Annotated in this window: 22 protein-coding genes; 16 read left to right on the forward strand and 6 right to left on the reverse strand. The window is 36.9% G+C overall.

The window, feature by feature from the left end:
* The 3 genes from AQF98_RS17500 to AQF98_RS17510 all read left to right on the forward strand — a co-directional run bounded on the left by AQF98_RS17500 (position 1) and on the right by AQF98_RS17510 (position 1540).
* Positions 1-390 carry a hypothetical protein gene (locus AQF98_RS17500; protein ID WP_055133260.1) on the forward strand — a complete coding sequence of 130 codons (390 nt, stop codon included), beginning with the start codon at positions 1-3 and terminating at the stop codon, positions 388-390.
* Positions 391-556: 166 nt separating this feature from the next.
* Positions 557-940 (forward strand): hypothetical protein, encoded by a 384-nt coding sequence (locus AQF98_RS17505; protein WP_152969751.1) that lies wholly within the window; start codon positions 557-559, stop codon positions 938-940.
* Between the two features lie 117 nt (positions 941-1057).
* Positions 1058-1540 carry a hypothetical protein gene (locus tag AQF98_RS17510; protein WP_055133262.1) on the forward strand — a complete coding sequence of 161 codons (483 nt, stop codon included), beginning with the start codon at positions 1058-1060 and terminating at the stop codon, positions 1538-1540.
* Between the two features lie 47 nt (positions 1541-1587).
* On the opposite strand, the gene AQF98_RS17515 is transcribed toward AQF98_RS17510, so the two are convergent.
* Positions 1588-1983, reverse strand: a complete 396-nt coding sequence (locus AQF98_RS17515; protein ID WP_055133263.1) for a response regulator transcription factor — start codon at positions 1981-1983, stop codon at positions 1588-1590.
* A 160-nt stretch (positions 1984-2143) separates the two neighbouring features.
* Here AQF98_RS17515 and AQF98_RS17520 point away from each other — a divergent pair, with 160 nt between their 5' ends.
* From AQF98_RS17520 to AQF98_RS17530, 3 genes are all read left to right on the forward strand, one after another.
* Positions 2144-2560, forward strand: coding sequence for an OsmC family protein (locus tag AQF98_RS17520; protein ID WP_055133264.1), 417 nt, complete (start codon positions 2144-2146; stop codon positions 2558-2560).
* 127 nt (positions 2561-2687) lie between these two features.
* A complete protein-coding gene (locus AQF98_RS17525) occupies positions 2688-3998 on the forward strand; it encodes a DUF3887 domain-containing protein (protein ID WP_055133265.1) in 1311 nt (436 codons plus the stop codon).
* 140 nt (positions 3999-4138) lie between these two features.
* On the forward strand, positions 4139-4585 hold the full coding sequence (locus AQF98_RS17530; RefSeq protein WP_055133266.1) for a KTSC domain-containing protein: 447 nt from the start codon (positions 4139-4141) through the stop codon (positions 4583-4585).
* Here the strand turns inward: AQF98_RS17530 and AQF98_RS17535 are convergent.
* Positions 4582-5424: an NAD(P)H-binding protein gene (locus AQF98_RS17535; RefSeq protein ID WP_055133267.1), complete on the reverse strand. Its 843-nt coding sequence runs from the start codon at positions 5422-5424 to the stop codon at positions 4582-4584. The two genes, AQF98_RS17530 and AQF98_RS17535, sit on opposite strands and share 4 nt — an antisense overlap.
* A gap of 138 nt (positions 5425-5562) precedes the next feature.
* Here AQF98_RS17535 and AQF98_RS17540 point away from each other — a divergent pair, with 138 nt between their 5' ends.
* Positions 5563-6411 carry a DUF2911 domain-containing protein gene (locus AQF98_RS17540; protein ID WP_055133268.1) on the forward strand — a complete coding sequence of 283 codons (849 nt, stop codon included), beginning with the start codon at positions 5563-5565 and terminating at the stop codon, positions 6409-6411.
* Positions 6412-6548: 137 nt separating this feature from the next.
* Here AQF98_RS17540 and AQF98_RS17545 read toward each other — a convergent pair whose 3' ends face one another.
* From AQF98_RS17545 to AQF98_RS17550, 3 genes are read right to left on the reverse strand one after another with little or no spacing between them, the layout of a single operon-like run.
* Positions 6549-8258, reverse strand: a complete 1710-nt coding sequence (locus tag AQF98_RS17545; protein ID WP_055133269.1) for a sodium:solute symporter — start codon at positions 8256-8258, stop codon at positions 6549-6551.
* Positions 8255-8386: a hypothetical protein gene (locus tag AQF98_RS22390; RefSeq protein ID WP_255352936.1), complete on the reverse strand. Its 132-nt coding sequence runs from the start codon at positions 8384-8386 to the stop codon at positions 8255-8257. The genes AQF98_RS17545 and AQF98_RS22390 overlap by 4 nt, the downstream gene beginning before the upstream one ends.
* 1 nt (position 8387) lies before the next feature.
* Entirely contained in the window at positions 8388-10808 is a 2421-nt protein-coding gene (locus AQF98_RS17550; RefSeq protein WP_055133270.1) for a PIG-L family deacetylase, read from the reverse strand.
* Positions 10809-11062: 254 nt separating this feature from the next.
* On the opposite strand from AQF98_RS17550, the gene AQF98_RS17555 reads away from it, so the two are divergent.
* From AQF98_RS17555 to AQF98_RS17565, 3 genes are all read left to right on the forward strand, one after another.
* Positions 11063-11662, forward strand: a complete 600-nt coding sequence (locus tag AQF98_RS17555; RefSeq protein ID WP_055133271.1) for a lipoprotein — start codon at positions 11063-11065, stop codon at positions 11660-11662.
* 301 nt (positions 11663-11963) lie between these two features.
* Positions 11964-14747, forward strand: coding sequence for an outer membrane beta-barrel protein (locus AQF98_RS17560; RefSeq protein WP_055133272.1), 2784 nt, complete (start codon positions 11964-11966; stop codon positions 14745-14747).
* Positions 14748-14780: 33 nt separating this feature from the next.
* On the forward strand, positions 14781-16127 hold the full coding sequence (locus AQF98_RS17565; RefSeq protein WP_055133273.1) for a TlpA disulfide reductase family protein: 1347 nt from the start codon (positions 14781-14783) through the stop codon (positions 16125-16127).
* Positions 16128-16186: 59 nt separating this feature from the next.
* Here AQF98_RS17565 and hutU read toward each other — a convergent pair whose 3' ends face one another.
* Entirely contained in the window at positions 16187-17854 is a 1668-nt protein-coding gene (hutU, locus tag AQF98_RS17570; RefSeq protein ID WP_055133274.1) for a urocanate hydratase, read from the reverse strand.
* Positions 17855-17863: 9 nt separating this feature from the next.
* Here hutU and AQF98_RS17575 point away from each other — a divergent pair, with 9 nt between their 5' ends.
* From AQF98_RS17575 to AQF98_RS17600, 6 genes are all read left to right on the forward strand, one after another.
* A complete protein-coding gene (locus AQF98_RS17575) occupies positions 17864-18256 on the forward strand; it encodes a hypothetical protein (RefSeq protein ID WP_055133275.1) in 393 nt (130 codons plus the stop codon).
* A gap of 112 nt (positions 18257-18368) precedes the next feature.
* Positions 18369-20666, forward strand: a complete 2298-nt coding sequence (locus tag AQF98_RS17580; protein ID WP_055133276.1) for a TonB-dependent receptor — start codon at positions 18369-18371, stop codon at positions 20664-20666.
* Between the two features lie 236 nt (positions 20667-20902).
* Positions 20903-21730 carry an ATP-binding cassette domain-containing protein gene (locus AQF98_RS17585; RefSeq protein ID WP_055133277.1) on the forward strand — a complete coding sequence of 276 codons (828 nt, stop codon included), beginning with the start codon at positions 20903-20905 and terminating at the stop codon, positions 21728-21730.
* Between the two features lie 13 nt (positions 21731-21743).
* Entirely contained in the window at positions 21744-22559 is an 816-nt protein-coding gene (locus AQF98_RS17590; RefSeq protein ID WP_055133278.1) for a hypothetical protein, read from the forward strand.
* Positions 22560-22576: 17 nt separating this feature from the next.
* Positions 22577-22951: a GntR family transcriptional regulator gene (locus AQF98_RS17595; RefSeq protein WP_055133279.1), complete on the forward strand. Its 375-nt coding sequence runs from the start codon at positions 22577-22579 to the stop codon at positions 22949-22951.
* A gap of 4 nt (positions 22952-22955) precedes the next feature.
* Positions 22956-23825, forward strand: coding sequence for a hypothetical protein (locus tag AQF98_RS17600; RefSeq protein WP_152969752.1), 870 nt, complete (start codon positions 22956-22958; stop codon positions 23823-23825).
* Positions 23826-23866: the final 41 nt, after the last annotated feature.

Here is a 23866-nt window from a genome sequence, read left to right on the forward strand (position 1 = left end):
ATGAAAACACGAACAAAAATTTTGATAGGGGTATTTGCTTTTTGCATCATTTCTAATTTCTCTATATTCAGAACCCTTTTTCACATATTTACAGATGAAGGTTATTATAGATATAGTAATTATAACGGAAGTAGTACTACTGAAGAACCTGTATTTAAAGGAGCAGGATTGGGTAGGCCAAAAGCGGCACATCGTGATTGTTTAATTGCTTATCCAAACCAACCAGATAAAAAGCTATATCGATTATTTTGGAAGAACCCTCTAGCATTTTGGCGTTGGAGAAGCTACTTTGTAGATGAGAGATACAAACTACCCTACAAAAGCTGGAAAGAAATTGAGAAATTAAGAGAAAAAAGTACAGATACTTTGGACTGTACCAGAGATTTCTAACAAAAGAATTGTATTGTAGACAATTTTTGAATGATACTGTTTAAAAACAAGTTTATAACATATTCGATTAAGTCTATTGAACATTTACAGTTGATAAACTGATATAATCTTGTACCCCTTTGTTCAAATAATGGGTTCAGGGTGCCAAAATGTAGCTAAATAATGTATGAAAAATAGAAAAAAACTTTGGATCATACTTGTGTCCATTATCATTGTGTCTAACATACCACCATTTACTGGAATTTTCAGATTTTTCCTTGATCAAAAACATTATAGGTACAGCAATAGCGACGGAACAAGTACCTTCTATGAATTTATGAGTCGTGATTTTGAAATGGCAAAAAGGAGACAGGCACATTGTTTGCTAAAAAAGCCAGATTTAAAAGATAGAAAGCACTATCGTTTGTTCTCAAAAAATCCATTGGCTTTTTGGCGATGGAGACTTTATTTTTTCGACGAAAGATACAAATTGCCATATAAAAACTGGGAGGAAATAGAAAAGACAAGGAAAAGTGCAGCTGGGGTATCTGGCTGTATTACTGAGTTTTAGTTAAGTGTGTTAACACCTAAATTAATTGCCCCATTTACGGGGCGTTTAATATTTTTATAACACTTGAGGATATGTACCCATTACGTAATGATTATGCAATTAATAAAATAGACAAAGATGAAATCATCAGCTATCGATCAACAAATACAACAATTTAAGCAACCACTATTGGTGATTAATGCAATTAGTGTCATTATGAGTATTGTCTTTATTTACAAGCACTATTTTAATCATGATGGAAAAGGTGTAGATGATATGCTTTGTGCTTTTTCAATTTTTACGTTGCAGAGTTTTTTTGGATTGATTGCACTAACAAAAGCAAACAGCTCAAAGCCTAACAAAATATGGTGGTTTATTGCAATCGTCTATACGGTATTGGCAACCCTATTTATAGAGATTGAACTGTTTAAAGGTGTATACTTTATTGCTGTAATCCCTATTATAGCATACGGGCTACAGTTGTTTCCGGATAAAGAAATGAAAATGCTAAAATTTGCGAACGTTGCATTTGTTTTGGGATATATAACGTCAATCGTACCGATCTTTGCGTTTATCATGTCAATTGTAACGTTGATAATTGGCATTTTTAACCCCGCATAATTGGAGTGTAAATTTGTGAAAAGGTTATTATAGTTAAACTAAAATAACTATGAATAAGTTTTTCCGGCTAAAATGCCTTCAATTTTATCTAAAAGGTCATCAATGTCAAAAGGTTTAGCTAAAAAGCCGTTGGGTTTATGATCGCCATGTTGCACCGTTTGGGCAGTATATTTGGCAGAAATCATCAATACAGGGATAGTTGCCGTTTTGGTATTGGTACGGATTTGGCTCAACAGCTCTCTTCCATCGCCATCAGGCAGCATAATGTCCAAAATCATCAGGTCGGGTTGGAAGCTGTCTATATGCTGCATCATTTCCGCACTTTTATTTAGGCCTGCTACTTTGTATGCTTCGCTTTGCAATATCAAAGTTATAACATCTAAAATGGCATGGTTATCTTCTATAACCAATATATTTTTGTATTTCTTAGTGTTTTTTGACAAGATGTTATAACATTTAATTTACTACAAATATATTTAATGAGATGATATTATAAGCATAATTTGTTTGTAAGAAATATGATGTAAATTTATTGTCAGATAATAGTTACAGCCAAACAATTGTAACTCCAAATTACTTTCATTAAATAAAAAAACAATCGATATGAAAAGAAATGCAACTGCCGTTTGGAATGGCACCGGAAAAGATGGAAAAGGAACGTTGACCACACAAAGTGGAACATTAAATCAAACCCAATATTCTTTCAAAAGCCGTTTTGAAGAAGGTGTAGGCACAAACCCCGAAGAGCTTGTTGCTGCGGCCCATGCTGGTTGTTTTACCATGAAATTGAGTTTTAACATTTCGGCAGAAAATATTACGCCTGAAGAATTGACCACCAAAGCAATTGTAAACCTTAATCCAGAAAAGGGAGAAATTGTAGATATCCATTTAGAAGTGAAGGTAAAAGCAGAAGGACTATCAAAAGAAAAGTTTGATGAGTTGGTAGCCGATGCCAAAGCCAATTGCCCAATTTCTAAACTATTAAATACCACCATTACCATTGAAGCAGAATTATTGTAATTGAGCAACTGGAATTTGATGCCGCTTAAATGAGTTTGAGCGGCATTTTTATTTCACAGTTTTTAACATTAAAGCAGTTGAAATATTATTAACTTTGAATCTCACCCTGTGTGTGATGACTAATATTATGAAGAAAACCTTTTTATTGCTTGTTCTACTTTTTGTAAGTACTGCTTCTTTTTCGCAAAATGTGTTAAGCCTGTTTAGTAAAGCAAATCAGTTTTTTATCTATATGGCTGAAGAGAAATTTACTGAAGCCCATCAACTTTTTGATGAGACGGAGCAAGCAAAGATTACTCCAGATAACCTTAAGCAACTTTGGGAGAACATTACCACCAAGTTAGGTAAGCCTGTAACCTTAGATGCAATTCAAAGCAAGCTACAGGGAGAATATTATGCCGTTACCGTAGAAGGAGAATTTGAAAAGGATAAACAAAATTTTGTGGTCTTTTTTGGAAAGGGTGAAAAAATAATAGGTTTCATCATGCCTCCAAATGCTTCTGTTTATGCCAAGCCTATTTATGCAGATACCAACTTGTATCAAGAAAAATCGGTATACCTCCAAACGCCTGGTCACCAGTTAGCTGCGGTAATTACTACGCCAAAAAATGTAAAAAACTTTCCAATGGTGGTTTTGCTGCATGGTTCAGGTCCGAGTGATATGGATGCAACAGTTGGCCCAAATAAACCTTTTAAAGATTTAGCTTCTGGACTGGCTTCTAAAGGCATTGGAACCATTCGTTATGTAAAAAGAACTTTGGTTTATGCCCGTGAGTTTGGTGGTGCATTTACGGTAAAAGAAGAAGTTATAGATGATGCGCTTGCTGCCATAGCAATGGCCAAAACCGTTGCAGGAGTTAATCCCAAAGGTATTTACCTACTTGGACATAGCTTAGGCGGAATGTTGGCGCCAAGAATTGCTACATTAACGCCTGATCTTGCTGGCCTTATATTGGCAGAGGCCCCGGCTGTAAAGTTGGGAGATGTTATTCTTGACCAAAATAAATACATGTTCTCTTTGGCAAATGATACCACAGTGGCTGGGAAGAAGCTATTAGAAGATGCCGTAACAGAAATTGGTAGAAGCAAGTTGACCAAATTGAATGCAATTAAAGCAGACTCTTTGATTATTGGTTTACCTGCCGCATATTGGATAGATTTGAACCTTTATGACCAGATCGCAACAGCAAAAAAACTCACCAAACAACGTATTTTTATTGTCCAAGGGGGTAATGATATTCAGGTTGCGGAAGCAAATTATAAACTATGGGAGACAGGTTTGGCCAAAAAGCCAAATGTAACTTTTAAGCTCTATCCAGAACTGAACCACTTGTTAAGCCCGCAAACTGAAAAAAGTAATGGTACCCAATATCAAGTTCCAGTTAATGTGTCTGAAACCTTGATCAATGATATCGTTAATTGGATTAAAGGGAAATAACTCACTTACTGCAGAAGATAGTTGAGCCACTCTTAGAATTTTGCTTAAAAAAGTGTACCTTTGCACAAAAATTGTTTCCCTGAAGGCTGTGCTTTAAAATTTTGCAATCATTTCATAAACAAATACATATAAAAGAATTTATGAAAAAGGTTGGAGATTACAGAAAAATTTTAGGTGTTACTAAAGCTACAGAGCTGAAAGAAATCAAGAGCATTTATAGAGGCTTGATGAAAGATTGGCACCCTGATAAATTTAGCGAAAGTGCAGAAAGCCAATTGGCAGCAGAAGAAAAAAGCAAAGAAATTATCGAAGCTTATACTTTCTTGGTAAGTATTGCTCCAGAAACTTTAGAACATGCTAAAGAGGAGTATATCCAAACTACTACTTTATCTAATATTCAAGATTTTCAATACAAAGACCAAATTTTACGCATCGATTTTTTTGATGGTAGCGGGTATGAATATTTTGATGTGCCAAGAGCAATGTATATCAAATTGGTCAATGCAGATTCGCCAGGTAGATTTGCCAGAAGACATATCTTTAATGCATTCCCTTATCGTAATGTAAGTAAATTGGCAACGGCTTAAGCTCCGTTTGCTATCCAATTATCCCAATTGTTAATTTTAAACTGATATCCTAAAATAGTGGGCACATTGCTGCTGTCTATTTGTTTCCAAGATAAAAGTTCACTTACAAATTCAGGCTGAGCTAAACCACTGGTTTCACAAGCTGAGGTATAAAATGCTGCCCTTGTGGGGTGGTCTGGAACAACCGCATGGTAAGTGTTGCCAAAAGCTTTTTGTTTGATAATGGATAAGGTAATGCCTAAACAATCGTCAAGATGAATGAGGTTGATGGGTGCCAACCCGTTTGGAATAGCAATTCTACCTGCAAAGTGTTTGGCTAAATTCCTATCGGGACCAATTAACCCAGCAAAGCGGATAATGGTTGTTGTTAACGATGTTGTTTCATTTAAGAGCTGTTCTGCGGCGAACATGGCTTTTCCAGAATCGGTATCTGGTTCAGGAACGATCGTTTCATCAACCCTAAAATTGCCATCTTGGTAAACACCAGTTGAACTGATGAAAATGAGCTGCTTCACTCCCTTTTTCTCCGCTTCGGTAACAATAGCTTTAATTTTAGTAGGGAAATCTTTTAAGTTAGGCGAACTTCTTTTGGGTGGAATACTGACGATTAAAATGTCACAATCAAAAAAGGAGTCATCAAAAGCCATATTTTCCAGTTCGAAATTGACAAGGTAGGGCTCAATACAAGCTTCTTTTAAAGGAGCCAACTTGTTTTCGCTAGTAGTTGATCCTTTAACTTTGTAGCCACTATCCCTTAACTTTTTGGCTAGGGCAAACCCATACCATCCGCACCCTAAAATGGCAATTGTTTCTTGTGCTGCTCCTTTTACTGTATTCATGGTTAATTTTAGGCAAGTTAAGGCAATTCAACTGTAAGTTTAAAGATTGCTTTTTTCTTGACACAGCCCTGTATTTTAACTGTATTAAATATGTAGGGATATGCTTAATTTTAAACCGAAAACTTAAAATAAAAAAAAATGAAATTAACAATCAAAACTATTTTATTGCTTTTAGTAGTATTGGGAATGCAACTAGAGGTAAATGCCCAAGGGGTTAAACTACCTCAAGCAAGTAGTGGCCAAACGCTGATCCAAGATTTTGGATTAGGAAAAATCACCATCACTTATTCTCGTCCAAATACAAAAGGCCGTAAAATATTTGGCGGAATGGAACCTTATGGTGCTGTTTGGCGTACAGGTGCCAACTCGGCAACAGTTATTAAATTGACAGAGTCGGTAAACCTGAATGGAAAAATTGTTCCGGCCGGAGAATATGGCTTGTTTACCATCCCTAACCCAACTGAATGGACTGTTATTTTGAGTAAAACAGCACAACAATGGGGTGCTTATACCTACAAAGAATCTGATGATGTTTTACGTTTTAAAGTAAAACCAACAGTGTTAAAAGACAAAGTTGAAACCTTTACCATTCAATTTGCCAATGTATTGCCAACTTCTGCACAATTACAGTTGATGTGGGAAAATACTGCGTTATCAATTGACTTAACGACCTCTATCGACGAGAAAGTAATGGCCAATATTGATGAAGCCATGAAAGGGGAGAGAAAACCTTATATGCAATCGGCAATTTACTATTTTGAAAATGGTAAAAGCTTAAAAACAGCTTTGATCTGGATGAACGAAGCTGAAAAAGGCGATCCAAAAGCACCATGGGTGAAATTATGGAAAGGTCGTATATTGTTGAAATTAGGTGATAAAGAAGCTGCTCAGGCAACCGCAAAAGAAGGAATTACTTTAGCTACCGAAGTTAAAAACGATGAGTATATCCGTTTAAATTCTCAACTTTTGGCTGAGGCTAAAAAATAGGTTGGGGTAAGATGGGAGATGGAAAATGTAATATGGAATAGCGTTATATTTTCACCTGTCATTTGATCAATTTCAAGAGTATAATCGAGTTGAATTTATCTTCCATGCTTTGGTAAACTCAACCATGATAAGAATTTTTAAACCGCTGGAATTTCTTCAGCGGTTTTTTTGTTTCTGAACTGTTGGATGAGCAAGGCAAATATCACCACCAATAAACAACCAATTACATTTAACCATAAGTAGGCTACCACTTGTAAATAACCACAGATACAAACTACAATTTCTGTAAGAATAGCAGCGTAAAATACGGCTTTTCCGTCTATCTTCTTTAAGTAGAAAGCTACGATAAAAACACCCAAAATGGTTCCATAAATGAAAGAACCCAAAATGTTAACAGCCTCGATCAAATTACCAATCTTACTGGTGTATAAAGCCATTAAGATACATACTACACCCCAAATAATGGTTGCCCAGCGAGATGCATTTACATATTGTTGATCTGTCGCATCTTTATTGATCAATCTTTTGTAGATGTCGATTACACTGGTAGAAGCTAAAGAGTTTAAAGCACTTGCAGTAGAGCCCATAGAAGCTAAAAAGATAATGGCAATTAACAAACCGATCAATCCTTTTGGAAGGTATTGGGTAACAAAGCTCAAAAAGATATAGTTGTTGTCATTAGTAGCGGCTTTCTTGTCGTTCTTTAACATCAACTCTGTTAAATCCTTTCTAATGCTCTTGTTTTGCTCATCAGCCTTTTTAACGGCAATTCGCTGTTGATCTATGGCCTTTTGATCATTCGCATCTAAGGCCTTGTCGAGCTTGTTTACCTCTATTTGTTTACTTTCGAAAGATTGGTCGTAATCACTTTGTATTTTTTTCAGCTCTGCTTTATAAGGGCTCTGCTCTAATTTATTCAGCTCGTAACTGTTAAAAAATAGCGGTGCTTTGTTGTATTGATAAAAGGTAAAAACCAATACGCCAATCAGTAAAATAAGAAATTGCATCGGAATTTTAACCAAACCATTCATCAGTAAACCCAAGCGACTTTGATTGATGGAAGCTCCGGTTAAATAACGGCCTACCTGGCTTTGGTCTGTTCCGAAATAAGAAAGCTGAAGGAAAAAACCACCTATCAAACCACTCCAAACCGTATATTGGTTGTTCCAGTCGAAACTAAAATCAATGGCGTTGGTTCTGCCCATTTTACCAGCTATAGAAATGGCTTTGCTAAAACCCATATTGCCAGGCAAGAGATGTACCACCATGATACCTGCCGCAAATAGCCCACAAAAAATAATGCTCATTTGCAGCAATTGGGTATAAGAAACAGCTTTTGTACCCCCGTAAACGGTATAAAAAATAACCAAACTACCAATAAATAAAGTAGTGTAGGTGGTATCGATGTTTAAAATGGTAGATAAGATAATAGACGGGGCATAAATGGTAATTCCGGTAGAAAGGCCCCGCTGAATAAGGAATAGAAACGCAGTTAAAGCCCTTGTTTTAAGGTCGAAACGTTGCTCCGAATATTCGTATGCGGTATATACTTTTAATCGATGGAAGATGGGTACAAAGGTAATACAGAGTACAATCATTGCTAATGGCAAGCCAAAATAGAATTGTACAAAACTCATTCCTGAGGTATAGGCTAAACCTGGCGCAGAAAGAAAGGTAATTGCACTGGCCTGTGTAGCCATTACCGAAAGGCAAACGGTATACCAAGGTAAACTTTGGTTGCCCAATAAATAGGCTTGCATGCTTTGTGCACCACGACTTTTATAAACGCCATAACCCACAATAAGCAATAAAGTTGCAATTAGTACGCCCCAATCAATGTAGCTCATTCGAAATATTTAGTAAAAGCATAAAACAAAGCAATGAGTAAAATAAGCCAGATAATGAGCAGGCCATAAAACTGTTTCCAACTTTTTACGAAAGGTGGTAAATCCTTTTCTGGTTGCTGCGTTTTCATATTAAGGTTGTTTTGGTGCTAATAAGTTAGCAAACAAACGGTAGGCACCAGGTACACCGGCAGGCAATTCTCTAAAGAATACCAAAGAGGTGTAAACGAATTTCCCTTTTCCATAATCAGCAATCAATAATGATCCGTCACTAGCAGTTTCGCCAGTATCGTTCATGCTAAAAATAGTGGTGTATTTAGGGTCTATATCTGTGGCAAAATAAATACCTCGTTCTTGTACCCAACCTTCAAAATCTTTGGCTGTGATTTGGTTCGGATAGTTCAATGCCGGATGCGTAGGTGCTAAAAACGTTACTTTGGCGTCCTCTTCTGTAACTCTTTTGTTGGCCAATTTGAAAGGATATGGGCCAATATTCTGCATTTTTAGGCCATTGTTTACATTGTATTGGATCAACAAAGTTCCGCCGTTCTGCACATAGCTCAATAACTTTGGTTGAATGCTTTTAACCTCGTCATTGATGTTGTATAAGCGTACACCAGTTACAATGGCATCATAAGTTGAAAGATCGTTAGTTAAAACCTGAGCTGGGCTAAGTCGGGTTACCTCGTACCCAATCTGTTTCAATGCATCGGCCACCAGATCGCCAGCACCATCAATATAGGCAATACGTTTGCCTACAATCTTTAAATCAATTTTTTCTACTCTGGCAGATGCCTGCGGAAAAATAGTGATGTTAGGGATATGCTCATAGCTAATGGTTCTTAACCCCTTATTATCGATTGCTCCATTTACGTTTACTTGTAAATCCAGATTGCCACTATTGGTTTCATTGCCAGGAGTAATGGTAAAACTAATGGTCTGCTCATCGCCTTTGCGGGTTAAATTGAAATTTATTTTTTCGGGATTGCTTTTCCATCCTTTTGGCAATTGTGGAGTGACAGCGCCTGAGCTATTGTTTCTGAAACTTTTAAGTTGAACAGTAACCGTCTTGGCATTGGTGCCATTAAACATAAAAGCCTTTTCACTTAACGTTGCCGTAACTGTAGGAGCCAGTACTAAAGGTTGGTATTGCTCGCCACGAATGGGATCTGTTGATTTATATACAATTGGTTGGTCAAGTTCAATTTTTTCTCCATTAATGGTCAATTGGAGTTTAATACTTAACGATTTTGGATTCTCAGGATAACCTACTTCTTGTTGCGAAGCGATAACGAACTGTCCAATTGGATGGTTTTTGGCCAGCCAATAAGGTTGTGTAAGGTCACTGGCCGAAGAGCTAACCTTAGCTTCGGTAACCGACAATTTATTTGGGGTTAATGAAATGGTATTTTTATTTCCGATGTTCAATGTAACAGACAAAGGGAATGTTGCAGCTACTCTTGAAATGGCCTGAACTCTTACAGGAATAGTATCGCCAGCGGCATAGCTATTTTCTGGGGCATTGGCCTCTACCCAAATTCCAGCGCAAGCTAAAATAAGCTCATCTACCAACTGATGGTTAAATGAAGTATTTTGTGTTAACTTTTTAAGTTTTAATAAATTTGGTAAAGCTAACCAAGGGGCATTGCTGCGGTAGTTAGATTGAATCTGGTTCAAGAGTGTGGCTACTTCTTTGTTGTCAATTGCCGTATTTACGCCATCTAATAAATCGTTTTTTGCCGGATCGCCAGCTACATGACTAAAGTATTCTAAAGCCTCGCCACGTTGTAAGGTAGAACCAAAACCTTGGCTTTTGTGGTTGGTACGGCTAATTGCTGCAATTTCGCCATAACTTTTGCCTAATAATGGGTTAAATAGGCCAACATCCATTTTAAGCTGATCGGCAGCAGTGGTATTGGTACTGCCAAAATTAAAGGTATTCCACACTATTCTTTTGGCTTGCCAAACTTGTACATATTTTAACTGTTCAGGAAAACGTTTCGGATCGGCGGCGGCACTAAAGGCTTCTCTGGCCAAAATTGCAGAACCAGCATGATGCCCATGACCTGCTCTAGCATCTTCTGGAAAACGGGTAATAATTACATCGGGCCTAAACTTGCGAATGACCCAAACCACATCGGCTAAGATTTGTTCCTTGCCCCAAATCTTAAAACTCTCATCAGAGGTTTTAGAAAAACCAAAATCATTTGCACGGGTAAAAAACTGCTCGGCGCCATCAATGTTACGGGCAGCTAGGAGTTCTTGGGTTCTAATTAAGCCTAACAATTCTGCCTGTTCATTGCCAATTAAGTTCTGACCACCATCACCCCTGGTTAAAGAGAGGTAGCCAGTTCTTACTTTTGCTTCCTTAGCTAAATAAGCCAGCAAACGTGTATTTTCATCGTCTGGGTGGGCGGCAATGTATAAAACACTTCCCTTAACACCTAGTTTAGCCAGGCCTAAAGCAATTTCTGCAGCATTCATTTGTTGCATCTGTGCTTTTAAAAAACAAGGGAATAACAATAAAATAAAAAAAGAGATCCGAGAGTTCATACCGTATTTTAATGGTGTAAATTAACTAATTTTTAGCATAACCTCAGAGCAGTATCGGATTGTTTCGTAACAATTTGACCTTAAAACGAGATTTGTTGGCTTGTTTGTTAAATGATGCAGGTTAAAAATTAGATGAGTCCAACTCCCATTCCTCAGTTTAAACTTTCTTTCGTCAAAAGCGAAATAGTTGTATAGATAAAGCCTTAATCAAGAGATCATTTATACCTTTGCTCCCATATTAGCGTTAACAGAGCATGAATAAATTTTTTTTCCTCCTGCTATTTACAGCAGTTTTATCTTCTTGCAGCATCAATAAACAAGCACAACAAATTAAAGCATTAGAAAAGTGCGAATATAAATTGGTTGATGCCAATAACATTACTTTAGCTGGTACAGATGTTAAGAAATTGATTGCAGGTAAATCGTTGAACTTGATTAATGCACCAGCTTTAGCATTGGCTTTTTTACGACAAGATATTCCACTAAGAGCAGATCTAAAATTAGAGATTAAAAATCCATCGAATTCTTTGGCAGCCATTAACAACTTTGAGTATATCGTTTTAATTAACAAACAAGAAATCATAAATGGTACGGTAGATCAACGGGTAGCTATACCCGCAGGTGAAACCAGTGTTGTACCTTTGGCGTTAAATACCAATATCTATAAATTTCTTTCCAATTCGAAGATCTTAGATGATGTGACACAGTTTTTAACCAGTGCATCAAACGGAACAGAAGCAAAAGGATTGGTTACCATTAAAATTAAACCTTCTATCATGGTAAGTGGAAGCTTGGTTAAATACCCAGGATACATTACCATAGACAAAGAGATCAGCAGCAAAATTTTGTTGTAACTCCATCAAAGAAAAGGTTGATCACATTTTTCTCGCAGTTCATCACATTTTTTATTGGCAATAAAAATGGTTGGGCATCTTTATCACTATGATTTATAAAATAGATCATCAAAAAATGTTAGCGTAATTTTTGAGCGCCAATGGCTTTGTGTATTTGGTTCTAGCAAGTTATTGCCCTACGGAATATTCGTAACAAACGCGTTATAAAACAACTTTAATGAACTGTGTTTATAGTTTTTATGCAACAATTTAGAACTTATGGAGTCCTGCTAGTAGTTTTAAATTTATCCTGAACCTTTTTATGAAGAAAATTTTATTCTTATTTGCCCTTGTCTTAACTTCTAATTTCTTATTTGCCCAAAAAGGGAGTGTTACCGGTGTTTTAATGGACAGTACCGACCATAAGCTGACACTTAATTTTGCTACGATCTCTATCTTTAAAGGTGCAGATACCGTATTAACCACTTATAAATTATCTGACGATAAAGGAGTCTTTAAAATCAATAATTTAGATTTTGGTGTTAAATATCGCTTGGTAGTTAATGCTTGGATGTACGGTGTTTTAAGAAAAGAAGTAATATTGAATGCTTCAGAACCAAATGTTAATCTTGGTAATGTGTTTTTATCTCCCAAGTCTAATACTTTAAACGAAATTGTGGTATTATCTGAAAGACCACCTGTTATTGTAAGAAAAGATACCATAGAATTTAATGCAGAATCTTTTAAAACTTTGCCAACTGCTGTAGTAGAAGATCTGTTAAAGAAACTACCAGGAGTTGCCATTGCCTCTGATGGTTCTATTCAGGTAAATGGCAAAACAGTAAGCAAAATTTTGGTAGAAGGAAAAGAGTTTTTTGGTGGCGACCAACAAATAGCCACCAAGAACCTTCCAGCAAACATCATAGACAAAATACAGGTAAGTGACGATAAGGAAGCCAAACGGAATGATCCTGATTTGTTGGCTTCTAATACCCCACAGGTGATTAACCTTAAATTGAAGAAAGCGATTAAACAAGGTGCATTTGGGAAAATTTTTGCCGGTGGCGGACCAAATGAAAGGTATGAAACAGGAGCCATTATGAGCTTTTTTAGAGATACCACTCAGGTTAGTTTATTGGCTTATAGCAATAACATCAATAGGCCAGGTTTTGGTATCAATGATGTGATGCGGATTGGTGGTTTTCAACGGATGGGCGTAAATTCGATAATGGTAAATTCTGATGGTGGTTTTGAACTCAATGGCATGGGTTTCGGTGGCACCACTGGAGGGATACAACAATCGTCGGGTGCGGGTGCAAATTTTAATACCTTAACCAAAAAGGGAATTAAATTAAACGGGAGGTATTTTTTCGGGCAAAGCAATACCACCATAGAGCAGTTGTTAGATATTGATCAGACAATTAAAAATGGAAGATTATTAACAGCTACTAACTCTAATCAGCTCAATAAAAACTACAATCATGTTTTTGGGGCAAAGGCCGAAATTAAATTAGATAGCTTAACTACTTTAACGATTGAGCCTTCTGTAAATCTAAATATTGTACGCAATGCAAATGTCTTACTTTCACAAAATAGAAATGCATCAAATCAACTCTTAAGTGATGGGGTTAACAATATAAGGAACCAGGGCGACAATACCTCTTTTTTAATTATAGGGAACTTATGGAAAGATTTTAAAAAGGCTGGTAGAAGTTTCAATGCGAGTTTCAATGTTTCTAAAAAGAACAATTTTGGCAACAACTATAATGCTTCTACCACTAATTTTTATGATCCTGTTTCAATAGATATCAAAGACCAACTCCGCGATAATGATGTCCGTAATTTCAACACCTTCCTCAATTTCAATTACAATGAACCTATTAGTAAAAAATTGAGTTTGACATTGGCTTCAAGCGGTAATTACATAGACAATGAAAATGCTTTGGCCACCTTTTATAGAGATCCATTAAGTCAGGCTTATGATATTGCAGTGCCAGATTTTACACAGACCGTTGCACAATCGGGTATCAAAACCAATAACAGGGCATCATTGAAATGGAAAATAACAAAGGATCTCAACATTCAACCCGGTTTTGTTTTCAATACCATCGATTTAAAGAATAGCTTTAATAGCTCAAAATATCCAGACTTTGAACAAAATTTCAAGTTTATGGCACCTATGCTTACCATCAGGTATAAAGACTTGAGTATTAACTATTCTCCAAGTTTTAGAGAGCCAGATGTAAATTATGTACAACCTATTGCCAATAATACCAATCCGTTGTTCATCCAAAATGGGAATTCAAATTTAAAACCAGCAAAAACACATCAAATAGGATTTAATTTATATAAATACGATACCAAAAATAGTTTGAACTATAATGCGAACCTTTATGGTAATGTTGATTATGATGGGATCATTATGGCAAGGACTATTGACAATAAAACAGGTGTACAAACCTCTACCCCGATTAATGCAGATGGTATTTATAGATTTAATGCTAACTTTAGCATTACCAAAGAGTTTAAAAATACCAAACGACAATTGAGTATTGGAACGGGGTTTTGGTCTAACTATACCAGAAATATTGTACAAGTTGATGGCGAACGTAGTTATGCCTATATCTTAGGGTTCAATCCACGAGCAAATATCCGCCTTAACTTAAATGACAAATTCGAGCTTTCTGAAAGTTACAATCTGGGAATCAATAGCAGCAAATACGATTCGCCAATTTACAAGGATATCAATTACTTAACCCATAATAGCGAAACAGAACTGATTGTGCGTTGGCCAAAAAAAATGGTGTGGGAAACTACTTATAGAATCCTATACAATACGCAAACAGTGGCAGGTGCTAACAACAATATTAAAATCTGGAATGCTGCGCTTACTTTGTTGTTTATGAAAAATGATCGAGCTCAATTGAAATTTGCAGTGAATGATATCTTAAATACGAATACAAGAAGGAATATTTACATTAACGAGAACTCAATCCGTGATGCAAGAACAAGTAATTTGGGCAGACATGGATTAGTTACCTTGACTTATAACATCCAAAATTTTGGTGGTAAAGTAGGTGGTAAGGATACATTTTTTAGATTTTAAATGTAACTTGGTATCAACCAACTGTGCCATTTTATGAAATTGATTAAAAATTTAACCACTATTATTCTTCTTAATTGTGTAGCTGTATTTACCACAACTGCCCAAACAGTTGGCGTTGTTAAACTAAAGGGAGAGTTAAAGGGATTTAACAATCAGGTAAATGTAGAAGATATTTCTGCATTCCAGTATTTGTTGCCACCAAAGGCAAACAATATCATTGTGCCTGATTCGGCGGGAAGATTTCGTATACAACTCAAGCTTACTAAACCTAATTATTATCGATTAGGTCGAAACATATTGTATTTGTCTCCAGGTGATGACCTAGAGGTAATGGTAGATTACAGAGATCCAAACAAAGCTACCTTTAAAGGGAAGGGTGCATCAGCCAATAGCTATTTAAAGAATACACCTTTTCCTAAGGGAGGTTCTTTCATTGCGGCTGGAGAGCATGTTAAAGAAACCCCAGAAGCAACTTGTTTAGCGATTGAGAGTTTGGCAAGATTGAGAGAGAAAGAGCTTGCTGCCACACCACAAATTACACCAGAATTTAGACGTTTAGAAACTGCTCGAATTAAAGCTGACCTGATCAATAGCTATATGAATGGTGGATTTTATAGTACCTATAAGCTAAAACTGAAAGATGAAGCTGGAAAGGAATTTTTAGCAAAATATCAAAAAGTAATTGAACCAAAGGTTAAGCTATTGAGCAAAAACTTTACCGATGCTTCTTTATTACAATTGGTGGTGTATAGAGATATTGCAGATGAGGTGATCAAAGAAGGAGGCAAGCCTGCAGATATCCAACAAATCAAAGATTTTGATATCGTTTCTGCTCTGGTTAGAAAAATGCAAAAGGAAAGCGATAAGCAATTGTTGGCCAATTTTAAAACAGAAATAGCAGTATTAAAAACCCCATCTTATCAAGCGGCAGCCAATCAGATGCTCAGCTATTTAATGGCATTTGGCAAAGGAGATCAAGCGGTAGATTTTATGGTGCTTACCGATGCAGGAAACAAAGTGAATTTAAGCAGTTTAAAAGGCAAGGTCATATATGTTGACCTTTGGGCTACCTGGTGTGGCCCTTGTATGCAAGAAATGCCAGCCTACGAAAAATTGAAGCAAAAATATGCTAGTCAACCAGATGTAGCGTTTGTATCGTTGTCAATAGACGATAGTGAGGCGCTTTGGAAAGAGAGCCTTACCCAACGTAAAACAGAGGGTTACCAATGGTTAATCAACCGTTCTAAACTACAAGCTTATAATATTGTAACTATTCCAAGAAGTTTGCTGATTGATAAAAACTTTAAAATGGTAGATATGAATGCGCCAATGCCTTCGCAGCCTGCAGCCATCAAAGCCATTGATGAGCTCTTGAAATAAAAGAATTTAATAGGTTAAAATAAAAGCTCATGGGGTTTGCCTATGAGCTTTTATAATTTTTATTTCAATCCCAATCGGTGCGTTCTTAAAGTGTCTTTGGCAATATCGTAACCAGCATCTGCATGGCGAATTACGCCCATAGCAGGGTCATTGTGTAAAACACGTTTAATGCGAACAGCAGCATCTGCAGTGCCATCAGCAACGATAACCATACCTGCATGAATAGAATAGCCTATACCAACGCCTCCACCATGGTGTAAAGAAACCCAACTTGCACCACCAGCAGTGTTAATTAAAGCATTTAAAATTGGCCAATCTGCTACTGCATCAGAACCATCAAGCATGGCTTCTGTTTCGCGATTTGGAGAAGCTACAGAACCCGTATCTAAATGATCTCTCCCGATTACAATTGGTGCTTTTACTTTTCCATCAGCTACCAATTGATTAAAGGCCAAGCCTGCTTTTTCTCTTTCTCCTTGTCCTAACCAACAAATCCTTGCAGGTAAACCCTGAAAAGCAATACGTTCTTGTGCCATGGTAATCCATTGTCTCAGACTTTCATTTTCTGGGAACAATTCGAGGATCAATTTATCCGTTTCGTAAATGTCTTGTGGGTCGCCACTTAGAGCAGCCCAACGGAAAGGACCTTTACCTTCGCAAAATAACGGGCGGATATAAGCGGGTACAAAACCAGGGAAATCAAATGCATTTTTAACCCCTACTTCTAAAGCTCTTCCACGTAAGTTATTGCCATAATCGAAGGTGATTGCCCCACGTTTCTGCAATTCGAGCATTTGGGTAACATGTTTGGCCATGGTAGCATAAGAACGTTTGGTATATTCTTCTGGGTTTTCCGTTCTCAATGTACTCGCTTCAGCCACACTTAATCCCTCTGGGAAATAACCAATTAACGGATCATGTGCTGAAGTTTGATCTGTTAAAGTATCAGGGGTAATGTTGCGGTCTATTAGTCTTTGCAACAGTTCAACCGCATTACAAACTACACCAATAGAAATGGCTTTATTTTCTGTTTTATATTGAAGTGCCCTATCAATTGCTTCATCAATATCATAAACAATCTCGTCAATATATCTTGTTTCTAAGCGTTTTTTAATGCGCCATTCTTCTACATCTGCAGCCAAACAAACGCCTTGGTTCATGGTAATGGCCAATGGTTGTGCACCACCCATACCACCCAAACCTGCGGTTACATTTAGCGTGCCTTTTAAATTGCTTTGGAAATGTTTTTTGGCAAGTGCCGAATAAGTTTCGTAAGTGCCTTGTACAATGCCTTGAGAGCCGATGTAGATCCATGAGCCGGCAGTCATCTGTCCGTACATCATCAATCCTTTGTCTTCTAATTCGTCAAAGTGTTGTTGGGTTGCCCATTTAGGTACCAATTGAGAATTGGAGATTAAAACCCTAGGCGCATCCTTATGCGTTGGTAAAACACCAACAGGTTTGCCAGACTGGATCAATAAAGTCTCGTCTTCTTCTAAGTTTTTTAAAGCTTTGATAATTAAAGCTAATGCTTCTTTGTTACGAGCTGCTTTTCCACGGCCACCATAAACAATCAGGTCTTCTGGTCGTTCGGCAACTTCTGGATCTAAGTTATTTAACAGCATTCTAAGTGCTGCTTCTTGTACCCAACCTTTGCAAGTTAAGGTGTTTCCATTTGGAGTTAGTTTTGTGCTAAGGTTTAAACCCTCTAGTGTATTTGAAGTCATATCAAGGCAATGTTACAATTTCAAATGTATGAAATTTATGTTATTTGCGTAGGTTTGTTGTCGAAATTGAAAAAGAAGCGCTTACATATCCAACGAATTTTAACCGTAGTATTGCTATGGGTGTTTTCGCTAGCCATTACACCATGGGGTGCTTTGCACCATCACGAAGAAGTGGTGTCTACTGCAGTAGAAAAACATTGTATGCATAAGGTACACATCAAAACACAACAAGAAACTTGTTTGATCTGTGCTGCTCATTTCGAAAAAAATTACACCACTACAAATTATACGTATACTACTTATTTAATAGGTAAACGTATTACGAAACATAACGCTATAGTAACAGGTTCGTATACAGAACTTATTTCTACAGCACTTAGGGGACCCCCAGCTTTTTCATAATTACCTAGAATTCGATAAGCCAACATCGGCTTATAATCCACTATTATTTAATTATCAGATAAACCTGCTATGGCCTGAGGCTATCGGCATTTATCTCTAGAAAGAATTTATTATGAAAAAGATACACCTTTTTTTGGTTGTACTCCTGAGTTTTTTATCATTTACCGTATCAGCTGGTAATGTTGCAGATGTAAAGGGTAAAGTAATTGATGCAAGTACACAAGAGCCCTTAGTTGGCGCTACCATTTATATCTCAGATTTAAAAGCAACCACTACTACCAATGCCAATGGCGAATTTACATTTACAAATGTTCCTAACAAAGGAAGGTTTTTAATTGAGGTACGTTATATTGGTTATAAAACAGCTTCGCAGCAAATAGATTTAAGTGCCAATGCACCCATATCTTTTGCTTTAACTCCATCGGTAATTGAAAGTGCCGAAATTGTAGTTACTGGTACACCACATAGTGCCAATAGTAAAACAAACAGTTTAGCTGTAGTTACAGTAAATAGAGAAAAAATAGCACAATCTGGTGGTACAAATATCATCGATGCGATTGCAAAAGTGCCAGGTGTTTCTCAGGTAACTACAGGAGGAGCCATCTCTAAACCTTCTATTAGAGGTTTAGGTTACAATAGAGTGTTAACCATTGTAGATGGAGCCAGAGAAGAAGCACAACAATGGGGCGATGAGCATGGTGTAGAAGTAGACCAATTTGCTGCTGCCCGAATTGAAATATTAAAAGGTCCGGCAAGTTTATTGTACGGTTCTGATGCATTGGGCGGCGTAATCAATATCATTGACGATTTGGTGCCTGCTTCTGGAGACTTTAATGGGAATTTTACCACCAGCTATGGTTCAAATAATGGCCTAAGCGCATCTTCACTCATGTTACAGGGAAATAGCAATGGGTTAGTTTACCGTGGTCGTGTATCATACAAAAATGCTTACGGATTTGGTTATAAAGGTCATACTGTGCCAAATTCTGGTTTCAATGAGACCAATGTAAGTGGCATGGTGGGCTTAAATAAAACATGGGGTTATGCACATTTAAGTTTATCGAGGTTCAATACCAATGTTGGTCTTGTAGAAAATGGACCAGATGCCAGCGGAAACTATTTAGATGAAGACGGAAATGTGATTACCAATAGTGAGGCAAGATCAAGAAAATTAGATTTGCCATTCCAGAATATCAACCATTACCGTGCCGCCTTAAATAGCAATATCCTTTTAGGTGGAGGTCAGTTGAAAACAACCTTAGCTTTCCAGAAAAATATCCGTAAAGAATTTGAAGAAAGCAAAGATGAACCGGGATTACACCTCAACCTTAATTCTTATACCTACGATGTAAAATATTCTTTTGCCAATAACGGCACGTGGGAACCAACCATTGGCGTTCAGGGAATGCACCAAACCAATGCCAATAATGGCGATGAGTTTTTAATTCCAGATTATACCAGTGATAATATTGGTGCTTTCGCTTATCTGAAACGCAATTTTAGCAAAGGCGCCATCAATGCAGGTGTGAGATACGATTACAAAAATATTGATGGACGCGATTTAACAGCCGATGGCGAGCAAGTTTTTACGGCTTTCAATAATAATTTCTCTAATGTTTCTGGATCTGTTGGTTTTGCCTTTGAGCTAGCCAAAAACCTGAACTTTAAAGGAAACGTAGGTTCTGGCTTTAGGGCGCCAAATATTGCTGAGTTAGGAGCCAATGGACGTCATGAAGGAACATTTAGATATGAAATTGGAAATAGCAAGCTCAAACAAGAGACAAGTTTACAGTTTGATCTAGGTTTATCCTATAATCTCGAAAATGTTACATTTGGAGTAAACGCCTATAGTAACCGTATCTATAACTATATCTACCCAGGTAATTTTAACAACGAAACCACCCCTTTTGTAGACGAGGGTGGCTTAACTACAGTGCTCCCAGTGTACCGTTTTGTGCAAACAGATGCAGATTTAGTGGGTGGAGAGGCTTCTATCGATTTCCATTTGATCAAATCTTTGCACTTTGAAAACACCTTTGCTTATGTAAAAGGAACCAATCGTGCAAGCGGTTCGGCATTGCCTTTTATCCCGGCAGCAAGCTTAAATAATGAATTACGTTTTGAGCCTACAATAAAGGGCTTAAAAGATAGTTATATAAAAGTAGGGCTAACTAACGTATTTAAGCAAGACCGTTTTGACAGCTTTGAAACCGAGACCGATGGCTACACCTTAATAGATGCAGGTATTGGTACTTCGTTAAAAGTTAAAAATGGGAAGATTAATTTATGGGTTACCGGACAAAACCTAACAAACAAACTATATTACAACCATTTAAGTAGATACAAACCAGCTGGGATATACAATCCAGGCAGGAATATAAGCGTTGGCATCAGTGTGCCGATTCTATAAAGATTTTAGATTAGTTAATAGTACCCCCAGCCCTGTGGATGCAGCCTGGGGTTTTTTTATGCCTAAAATTTAATTTTTCGAAGGGTAAAAAACACCTTTAAAGGCTATCTATGCCTTATAAGGAAGAAATTAATTGCCTTGTGGAAAGGAAAGTTGAATAAAATATTTTCAAAATAATTTGGTGGTCTCGAAAATAGCTGATACTTTAGTGTATTATTTAACTAATACAGTAGAATATGATTAAAATCAACAACCTAAATTTTGGTTACAGCAAGCACCAACTATTATTCAAAAATATGAGCATGCAATTGAGCAATGGCCACATTTATGGATTGCTTGGTAAAAATGGTGCTGGTAAATCAAGTTTATTAAAAAACCTAGCGGGATTGGTTTACGCAGAAAGCGGATCAATGGACGTATTGGGATATGACCCTGCAAAGCGTCAACCAGCTTTGTTAGAACAGATCTGTTTTATACCAGAAGAATTTTATTTGCCATCGGTAAAGATTGATGCTTATGTAAAAGCAAATGCTGCTTTTTATCCAAAGTTCGATCATAGTTACTTTTCCGATCTGTTGGCAGAATTTGATATCCCTGTGGGACAGAAACTGATCAACATGTCTTATGGACAAAAGAAAAAAGTGATCATTGCCTTTGGATTGGCCACACAGGCCAAACTGGTGATTATGGATGAGCCAACCAATGGTCTGGATATCCCATCTAAGGCACAGTTCCGTAAAATTATGGCTTCGGCCTTAACAGAAGATCGTTGTATCATTATTTCAACACACCAGGTAAGAGATTTGGATAACTTGATTGATACGGTAATTATGCTCGACGAAAGTAGTGTAGCCTTAAAAGCTTCGGTAGAAGAGATTACCAACAAACTTTGCTTTAAACGGATCAAAGAATTGGATGAAACTGTAATCTATGCTGAGCCTTCTTTGTCTGGATTTAATGCCGTAGTGCCAAATTTCCACAATGAAGATAGCAAGCTAGATATTGAGCTTTTATTCAATGCAGTATTGGCAGAGAAAAATAAACTGAAACCAATTTTTAACTAAACCAGCCACAGACATGAATAATACATTTAACATACAGCGTTTTGGTCTTTTACTGAGAAGACAATGGTTAGAATTTGGGAAGATCTATTTAATTACCTTATTGGTTGCCTTAGGCGTAATTGTTGCTTTTTATGGAATAACCTTATGGCCGTACCTAACAGAAGTTGCAACTTTTGCACCTCGCGAGCTTAACTTTAGAGAGCCTTTGTTTTTAATATTTGGTCCTTTATTTATTACCGTTATTGCCAGCAATTATTTTGCGCATTTAGGACAGAAGCCTAAAGCAATTATTGACCTGATGATTCCCGCTTCAACATTTGAGAAGTTTTTGGGAAGCCTTTTATTTACTGGAATATTAGCCACAGCAAGTTTTACTTTGTTGTTCTATTTAACAGATCTAGCTTTTATGGCTAAAATTCGAGGTATTTATTTTCATACAGCCACCGCTTCGTTAACAACAGCAGCAGAAAGTGCAGGGGCTTACGACGATAATGTAGATTATTTTTTTAGCAAGCACGAGATTTTTACACCTTTATATGTAGCCCCATTTTTTATTACCAGTATCTTCTTATTAGGGTCTATTTACTTCGAAAAATTCCATTACATTAAAACAACCATTGCGGTTATGATCTTTTCAGGGATATGGGCCGCAATTATTGCAAAAGCAGGGAAAATCTTGTTTGAAGGTAAAGTACCTGTTGGTGAAAATAGTATGCGCCAGATGAATGAACGATCAACAGCAGAAATATGGATTACGGTATTATTGCTCTTTTTAACATTTGTGTTCTGGGCCATTACTTATGTGCGGCTTAAAGAGAAACAGGTTTAATTTTAATTGGTATAGATATGGAATTTAGAGATAACAAGGCAATATACCTTCAAATAGCAGAATATGTTTGTGAGCATATCTTGTTAGGAAAATGGAAAGCCGACGAAAAAGTACCCTCTGTTAGAGAGATGGCCGTTGAATTGGAAGTGAACCCCAATACCGTAATGCGTACCTATGAGCTTTTACAGAACAAAAATATCATTAACAATAAAAGAGGGATTGGCTTTTTTATTGCCGATGAAGCAATAACAAATGTGCAGAGCTATAGAAAAACACAGTTCATGGACGATGAACTACCGGTGGTTTTTAGAAATGTATACTTATTGAACATTGGGTTTGATGAGTTGAAAAACCGCTACGACACTTTTGTTAAAGAAAATTTTAATCCTTAAGAACATGAAAACAAGTAATAAATTATTGATCACTTTTGCACTGGCCTTGATCCTTATTCCTTTATTGGGAATGGTATATGTGTCAAAGGTAAATTTTACAGATGGTAAAGGTGCTGCTGCTGATCAGGCTATCAATGCCAAAGCAGATGCCGACTTTAATACCCCTTCTATAGATATGGAAAGTAAAACCATTGCCACACCATTTGAGTCGATTAATGTTGCAGATGCAAAAGCAATGGGTATCTACATTCACTATGTTAAAGCAGCTCAATATGGTGTAAAAGTTTCTAAAAGTTTGAAAGACTCTATCGATTTTAAGGTAGACGCAAATGGCCAATTACAGGTTAGTTTTAAAAATCTTTCAGCCGGAAGAGATAGCTACTATGTTTCTATTCTAGTTTATGCACCAGCAGTTAAACAGATCAATGTTACCAATACCAAGGCTTTGTCTATAAATGCGAAAACAGATTCATTGAATTTAAATGTAAACAAATCAGTTGCCATTTCTTTTGATAAGGATGCAGTAATTAATAAATTGAATGTGAATGCAGAAGATGTAGAGAATGTAAATGCTTGGGAGAGTAAAATTGCAAATCTCTACCTCAAATTAAAGAACAGTGATTTTACCAGTACCCGTAGTTCTTTTGAAACCCTATCCATTGCCTCTTCAGGTAAATCTCAAATTGAGTTAAAAGGTGGCGATGAAGGAAAAGACATCAGCACGATCAAAAACCTAGTCTTAAATACAGTAGATGTAGCAAACGTGAAGTTAGATCGGGTTAAGGTAAGCAATTGCTCTGGTCGTCTTTCAGATCAAACCGAAGTACAAATGCCAGCCATCAACCTCAATCAGATGTATCAAGCAAAAAAATAAAAACAAACTATTCAAAATAAAAATCAGCCTTCCTGATTATT

Origin of the sequence: Pedobacter sp. Hv1 (assembly GCF_001412215.1) — a bacterium.
Classification (GTDB): Bacteria; Bacteroidota; Bacteroidia; order Sphingobacteriales; family Sphingobacteriaceae; genus Pedobacter.